The organism is Virgibacillus tibetensis, assembly GCF_036026595.1.
Taxonomy (GTDB): domain Bacteria; phylum Bacillota; class Bacilli; order Bacillales; family Amphibacillaceae; genus Virgibacillus_P; species Virgibacillus_P tibetensis.
In genome coordinates this window covers 50,781-57,468 of the sequence record NZ_JARZFX010000018.1, presented here as the reverse complement: position 1 = coordinate 57,468, position 6,688 = coordinate 50,781, and the positions used below count along the sequence as shown (strand labels likewise).

The following is a 6,688-nucleotide window of genomic DNA, read 5'->3' as shown; positions in this document are numbered from 1 at the left end:
ATTTTTTTGGCTACTGTTTTAAAGAGGATTCTCAAAATGTAATTATTTTCAGTTGTATACCTTTACCCTAACAAAACAAGAACAAACATTCCTTTAGTGCTGTTAATTTTAAAAATATTATGATAATATAAATTTAGCAACTACATAGTATAGTGGACATATGAAGCATTAAGTCTAGTATCGCAATTTAGTCTTTCACTAATAGCGATCCTTACACTCGTTGTAACTATTGTCGTATATCTAAACAAAAAGAAATAACCGCCCAGACCAATGGTAGCGATTACTTCTTCCTACAAAACACCATACTTTTGGTCAACCGCTCTTTATGCGGTCTGTAGTTGTTGGTATCCGAGTAGTTGACGCTACTCGGTACCTTATTCTTATTATAGTATAAAATAATTTAATTATACAGTCAATTTATTAGCTAATACTATACTCCCTAACAACGTCCACAAACCGTCCATACTCTTTATGAAAAGCCAGTTCTACCGTACTTGTTGGGCTATTCCGAACCGATTTCCAAGTCCCGGCGTTTCCGTCTTTGGACTGGGTTAACCAACTGCAAGTAATTAATTATGACGAGATGATCTCCTTTTGGATCATCATAAAGCTTTTTACGAAAAGAGGAACGAATATCTCACATTAGGTAATTAATGACTCCATGGCAATTGAACGAAATATATCACGTTTTGTCTGTAAATGAAAAACGGGTCTTCGGCTTCCTGCTTTCCACTTCTGCTCAATTGTTTCTGTTTTAGTTTTTGTTTAGGTATGGTCAATGATTCGTCTAGTGATGGTCAAGTGATTGGTATACGAATTGGTACACACATTGGCCAACTGAGTTGACCAATGAGACCATTTTATAGATAGGTGCCTTCCCCTTTTTTCCTTTTTCGCAATAAATTAATTTATGCTCCATCAGCTCATTTCGCGCATTTAATAATCCTTACTTTGACAGCCCGGTTAATTGTTGCACAACGAAATTAGGCGCATTAATGCTACTCTTCCAACCAACCGTGTAGTTCATGGCTATCAACGTATACCACAGCAATTGCGCTAGTAAGAATTTCATTTAAGAGCAGCCAATTCCTGAATGCATTCAGTTCTATAATATAGTTCATGTTATAACAACTCTTTCAAATCTTTTCACGTTCTTGTCAATTAATAAGCTCTTGTTTACGTATCCATGCATTCACTGTAACTTGAGTAAATAAAATTTTTCCACGAACACGGAAATGAGGCAATTCGTTCTGACGGGCCATCTTGTAGATGGTATCTGTGTGTACACCCAAATATCCAGCTAGTTCTTTTACAGTCATTGGTTTAAATTCCAAGTTAAATCCTCCTTTCGTTTAGTTCTCTCATAACTACTATCGAAACGAAACGAGGATTAGGGGCATTTTAGGTTTAAATTGTTTTCAAATTCTTTTTGCAAGATCAATAAGATACCATATATATTTAAAAATATCCTGATTACATGCTGAGAAAACACGTAATAAAGATTTAAATTGTTTAGTTATTACGTTGAGCACGACATTCAACTCAGTATCCCACCGTCACCACCAAGGCTCCAACTCATTAGACAATTTCATTCTGAATGGATAAAAAGCCATTATACTCAGGCTGACAGCCGCAGCAATAATGACGATTTTTACTAAGCTAACATCGAGCCAAATGTTGATAACTAGTAATAACAACAGTGGAAAGTAAATCATTACTATTTTTTAATCTCGATGAGGAAGTTTCGTATTGTCTCTCGCCACATTAAGGGCAGAGCACCGGAATAATCGTTTAATTGTTTCCACGTCCATTGCTTTCCGCAGTTTTGACAGGTTGGCATATGAAACCACTCCATTTCCAATATAATAACCGCAGGCGTCTTATAGATTAGACTTCTCTTTACTATTCTCATAAATCTTTTTTAGTGTTGTATTAATGTTAACTAAGCTTATTATTACAAATCCCAGCATAATGAAAGTCACTATTTCTCCAGTGAAAAATGATAAAACTCCTAATATGATAGCATAGAAACCGTACCACCATGAATGCATCAACTAATCAACCTCTCCATTTATTGTAAGTATTCAGATAACAAGAATGACCCGATTACTTACTTCGATACGATTCTCTATAATTCCTGCCTTAATTTCCGCATTTCCCCTGGCAAGAAAAGCGCCATTAGAAGAAGAATATTTTTATCACCACTTTTCTAATTTCTAGGATTCTATTTTTCTACTAAGGTTAAGCTTTCTGAATTCCCATCCCAATCTATCGTTACCTGAATTTCCGCGTCTCCTTCATTATCCTGAGGACTTTTCACCTTTAAGAAACCTTCCTCATTCAGGTGAGTATTGCCGTTTGTTGTTCTTAACCCCTGCTCAATGTTATACGCTATTTCTTCGGGAACATCCGCTACGCCAACGTATTTAATGATAAATACGGCGTCTCTTCCATAATCCACTTGCCAATGCTCGCTTTCACCGAAATATATCTGTCCTTGAGCATCCGAGCATGCAGTTAAAAATAAAGCGGTTAACAGAAATGCCAGCATAGACCTTCTTAACAAAGTATTCCCTCCCCCATTCGATTTTTTAATTATTATTTTCATTACTCTTTATCCGCTTCCTGATTACCAAGAATGTCACAAAACCAATGAAACCAATTATTAATAGCACTGGTAAATTTCCGATGAAGAAAACGACAAGGCTTGAAAAGGCAGAAAGAAGCGTATTGATGCTTTTCAAGAACTGCTGCTTCGTTTTCTCCCACGTATTTAAATCGTCTTCATTAATTCCTGATATGGTCACATTATTTTCTTGAATATAAATTGTAACTGTTGCTAAATCCGCTTTATTTTGAAGATAATTCATTCGGCCTGTTACCTCTTCAATGTCTCCCTGAACTTTTTCCAAATCACTCGATATAGTCAGTAGATCTTCTGTTTTCTCTGCGTTCTCCATAAAAGAGAGTAACCGGTCTTCCACTACCTTCTTTGATTTTAGCCGTGATTCTAAATCAACGTACTCCTCCGTTACGTCCTGCCCGGAAACGGAGCTTTCAAGGACTTTGCCGCTTCCCTCTTCTACAACTCGGATAAAATCCTGAAACTGATCCTGTGGGATGCGCGCAGTAATTTGCCCATTTGTTGATCCTTTTTCCGCGCCTTCGTGCATTGTTGACTCTACAACATATCCACCACGGTCTGCTATATGGGCCTGTATCTCATCTATAGCCTTTTGATAATCCTTTACTTCAATATGAAGATTTCCTGTATAAATAATTTTCCTATCTAACTCACTGGCATCCATATTATTTGAAGTCTCTGATTCTGTTGCTGAATCCTGGTCACTACCTGCACTTTCCCCACTCGAACCAGTGGCTAAATCACTACTGCTTTCACTTTCTTCCAAATAATAGGAAGCATCATCATTCCCTGTTTCACTATTTTCAGCTGTATCGTCGTTACTGCATGCTGTCACCAAAACGGAAATACATACTGTCATTATAAGCAGTAAGATTTTTTTCATTTAATTTCCCCCGTTCATTTTTTAATAGAATTTATATCTCTTTGTTTTATAGTCGTAATTTACTGAATAAAGTTACGACTATATATAATGATCAGCGTTCGATTTCCTGTAGCTGAATGTTATTATTCGTTACTATGAGTTTTTAGAGATCCCTTAAGTAGAGAGTCATCCTATAAAATCACAAAAACCGTGATGGTAAACTGAATTTTTATGTTAAAATTATTATATTGGTATTAAAGTAACAATTGCTCAAAGTTACTATTTTTGTTGAAGAGGAGTGGGGATGTGGAACAGTCACCAACTGGTATAGATAAAGAAACAATGTATCAGCAAATTGTTGAATATTCATTCGAAACTACGGTCATTCATTCAGATCATAAAGTGTTATATATTAATCAATCAGGTGCTGAGTTTTTAGGAGCTAACAAAGAAGATATAATTGGTACGAATATACTAGATGTATTTACTGATAAGGACAGGGATTTTCTTGTGGAAAGAATACGCCAAGGCACTATTGAAAATAAGATCGGTGAACTCATTGAGATAACGGTAAAAAAGGCAGACGGAACGCTGGTAGATGTGGAACTGTACTGTCATCCTGTTGAATTTGGTGAGACAAAAGCCATGCAATCTATACTTCGGGATATTACTCCACAAAGAAAAGCGGAGAAGAGACTCAGACAAGTTATCAGGGAAGTCGCCACTCCTATCGTACCGGTACACGAAGGGATTTCAGTCTTACCTCTTGTTGGAGAACTTGATAGTGATCGAATTGAACAGCTTCTAAATATCATTCCTCAAAAGATTCTAGATCATGATCTGGACTACTTAATTATAGATATTTCTGGAGCCTATAATATTGACACACATGTTGTAGAATTCTTATATAAAATCAATGCAATTATAGGTATGCTCGGTATCACGCTGATCTTTACGGGGATCAGGCCGGAACTTACAAAGGCAGCAGTCGAAGTGTGTATCAATATAGACACCCTACGGACCATGTCTACTGTTAAACAGGCTTTAAATCACCTAGTGAAGAAGTAGGATAAGTCACCACTGCTCGAAAAAACGCACGCGACCTGGCAGTAAAATAAACCTCATTTAGCGAAAGGATACTGCCAGTTACATCCATTACCTTTAAAAGCATGTGACTGTATCTACCCGCACAGGAGCTTTTCTCATCCTCAAACTTAATTCTGTTCGTAGTGGCTTCCTCTAATTCGTGACTAATAACAACATGATTCCCAAGCGGTTCCTTCTGGTTTGTATCAACTGTTGGTGTGTTATCTGCAATACCATCTGCACTAGTAAAGTACGTCTAAGAGGAAAATTAGTTTCAATTTATTGGATATTTTAAAGTGTCTTGGTGCGTTTTATCCTATTTAGGTTATCCTATTTAGGAGAACTATAAAGCTATTCTTCTATTAACTCCACATGGGAAAATCGTCCTTCCATCGTTTCAAACAATTTCTCAGGCTTTACATTAATACTGAAGTTAAAAACAGGTCCATCAAATACAAAGGTGTGAAACTCTCCGTACTCCCCACATGGGTCCACGTCGTTAGGGAGGTCCCTGAGGAACGCTTCATCAAAATACCGGCCAGCCATCTCAGCTGGCAATTTATCCGTATCTACAGCAGTTATAATGGCTTTAAACCCTTGATCTATGAAATCCCTGGCAACATCTTTGGTATCTTTCCCCCATAATGGGTAGAGTCCTCTCATCTCAGATTTACTAAGTAATTTATCACGATAACTTCTGATATCTTCCAGGAATAAATCAGCGTAAGCAATCATATGTATTCCCTCGTTCTTAAATCTGTCAAATTGCCGACTATGCTTCTCTTCATACGTAGTATTTCCGGCACGTGCTGGAAGTTTCACTTCATACAGCGGAATTCCCAGTGACGCTGCCTGTGCCTGAATAAACTCCCTTTTCACTTCATGCATCGGCAAACGACCACTGGCTTCAGAGGTAGTCGATAATAAGCCCATAATCTGATAATCACATTCATTTATTAGATTATAGACCGCAAAAGCACTATCCTTACCTCCACTCCAAGACACTATCACGTTTTTCATACAGCCATCTCCTCCCTTTTATAATGTTTTTCCAGTTATGTTTTATTTCTATTCCGGACCATTTTTTTCCTCTAAAAAAGCGTAATTCTTTTAAGAAATTATGCCTTTCGTCTATCTTACTAATGATACATCGGTCTGATGTCATCTAAGTCATCCATGAATACAGTGATCTCTTCCGGACTCAGACGAACAAGCAGTTGGTCATACAAAGTCAAAATTTGCCCCTCGCCATCGTTTTTGTGCTTTTCCAGATAATTATAAAGGGAGTTAAACTGATTCCGTTTAAGGGTAGATTCTGTTGGAAAATGTTTCACTCTCTGTAGAATAAATTCACCATTAACTTGATCAAACTCTCCGGAAATAATATTTCCTTCCACTTCCATATTTTCACTTTCCTTTCCATCCTATTAAAAAATTCGTCTGAGATTACAAAAAAGACAATCTATGCACTGGTGTTTGTATTCTTTCCCGTTTTCATTTCCTTTATGAAGGGTAACTGGTAGTAGAAGGAACTTGAAAAGGGGATATTGTATGATTTCTACCATCCTAATAGGGCTAACAATCCTGTTTATTGGCGTAAACCTTTACTATTTCTTTACGAATAAGACATATAAGAAGAGTTATGCCAGTTCTGCACTTTTTTATAAACTATTCTTTGTTTTACTTGGCATTACAATTGGTTTTGCAGTACTTTATTATGTTCTTTCCATGAATGAAGTGGTTTTAAGAATAGCAGATCCAACTGGAGACCCTGCAGGCGATTCCTTTTTAACATACCTTTATTTCAGTGGGGTGACCATACTGTCTGTTGGGTATGGTGATCAAGTTCCGGTTGGAAGCGCTAGATTCTTCGCTCTCATACAAGCAAGTATAGGATTATTACTCCCAACAGCTTATTTTGTGAAAGCAATAACGAATTCAAATAATAAATATTAAGTATAGGAAAGGGATTTTAAATTATTCGTTTCGCTTATAAATTGCCGGGATAACATTTTTTGTGAAGCATGTGATAATGATTGTAAAAAATACAACCATGACCATTGTCAAAAATGTGCTGAAGCATGTGGAAATGCCGC

Annotated in this window: 8 protein-coding genes and 1 pseudogene; 3 read left to right on the top strand and 6 right to left on the bottom strand. The window is 36.9% G+C overall.

The features are described 5' to 3' along the window. Nucleotides 1-168: 168 nt before the first annotated feature. Nucleotides 169-258: pseudogene (locus QGM71_RS21905) on the top strand (hypothetical protein); the annotation flags it as partial. Nucleotides 259-998: 740 nt separating this feature from the next. On the opposite strand, the gene QGM71_RS19700 reads toward QGM71_RS21905, so the two are convergent. From QGM71_RS19700 to QGM71_RS19685, 4 genes are all read right to left on the bottom strand, one after another. Beyond that, complete coding sequence (locus tag QGM71_RS19700; protein ID WP_327609270.1) at nt 999-1,121, bottom strand: hypothetical protein; 123 nt, start codon at nt 1,119-1,121, stop codon at nt 999-1,001. Between the two features lie 36 nt (nt 1,122-1,157). Then, entirely contained in the window at nt 1,158-1,334 is a 177-nt protein-coding gene (locus QGM71_RS19695) for a helix-turn-helix domain-containing protein (RefSeq protein ID WP_327609269.1), read from the bottom strand. A gap of 890 nt (nt 1,335-2,224) precedes the next feature. Beyond that, the gene (locus QGM71_RS19690; RefSeq protein ID WP_327609268.1) at nt 2,225-2,566 is read right to left on the bottom strand and encodes a hypothetical protein; all 342 of its coding nucleotides are present in this window, start codon (nt 2,564-2,566) and stop codon (nt 2,225-2,227) included. A gap of 25 nt (nt 2,567-2,591) precedes the next feature. Then, complete coding sequence (locus tag QGM71_RS19685) at nt 2,592-3,527, bottom strand: DUF4349 domain-containing protein (RefSeq protein ID WP_327609267.1); 936 nt, start codon at nt 3,525-3,527, stop codon at nt 2,592-2,594. Between the two features lie 285 nt (nt 3,528-3,812). On the opposite strand from QGM71_RS19685, the gene QGM71_RS19680 reads away from it, so the two are divergent. Then, nucleotides 3,813-4,574 (top strand): PAS domain S-box protein, encoded by a 762-nt coding sequence (locus QGM71_RS19680; protein ID WP_327609266.1) that lies wholly within the window; start codon nt 3,813-3,815, stop codon nt 4,572-4,574. Between the two features lie 369 nt (nt 4,575-4,943). Here QGM71_RS19680 and QGM71_RS19675 read toward each other — a convergent pair whose 3' ends face one another. Further along, a complete protein-coding gene (locus tag QGM71_RS19675) occupies nt 4,944-5,612 on the bottom strand; it encodes a Dph6-related ATP pyrophosphatase (RefSeq protein ID WP_327609265.1) in 669 nt (222 codons plus the stop codon). A gap of 119 nt (nt 5,613-5,731) precedes the next feature. Then, nucleotides 5,732-5,995 carry a hypothetical protein gene (locus QGM71_RS19670; protein ID WP_327609264.1) on the bottom strand — a complete coding sequence of 88 codons (264 nt, stop codon included), beginning with the start codon at nt 5,993-5,995 and terminating at the stop codon, nt 5,732-5,734. Nucleotides 5,996-6,143: 148 nt separating this feature from the next. Between QGM71_RS19670 and QGM71_RS19665 the strand changes: the two genes are divergently transcribed. Continuing rightward, nucleotides 6,144-6,548, top strand: a complete 405-nt coding sequence (locus QGM71_RS19665) for an ion channel (RefSeq protein ID WP_327609263.1) — start codon at nt 6,144-6,146, stop codon at nt 6,546-6,548. Nucleotides 6,549-6,688 lie beyond the last annotated feature (140 nt).

Excerpts from the sequence above, each read along its gene's own strand:
- QGM71_RS19700 (WP_327609270.1), bottom strand. The coding sequence starts at position 1,121 with ATGAACTATATTATAGAACTGAATGCATTCAGGAATTGGCTGCTCTTA.
- QGM71_RS19685 (WP_327609267.1), bottom strand. The coding sequence starts at position 3,527 with ATGAAAAAAATCTTACTGCTTATAATGACAGTATGTATTTCCGTTTTG.
- QGM71_RS19675 (WP_327609265.1), bottom strand. The coding sequence starts at position 5,612 with ATGAAAAACGTGATAGTGTCTTGGAGTGGAGGTAAGGATAGTGCTTTT.
- QGM71_RS19670 (WP_327609264.1), bottom strand. The coding sequence starts at position 5,995 with ATGGAAGTGGAAGGAAATATTATTTCCGGAGAGTTTGATCAAGTTAAT.
- QGM71_RS19665 (WP_327609263.1), top strand. The coding sequence starts at position 6,144 with ATGATTTCTACCATCCTAATAGGGCTAACAATCCTGTTTATTGGCGTA.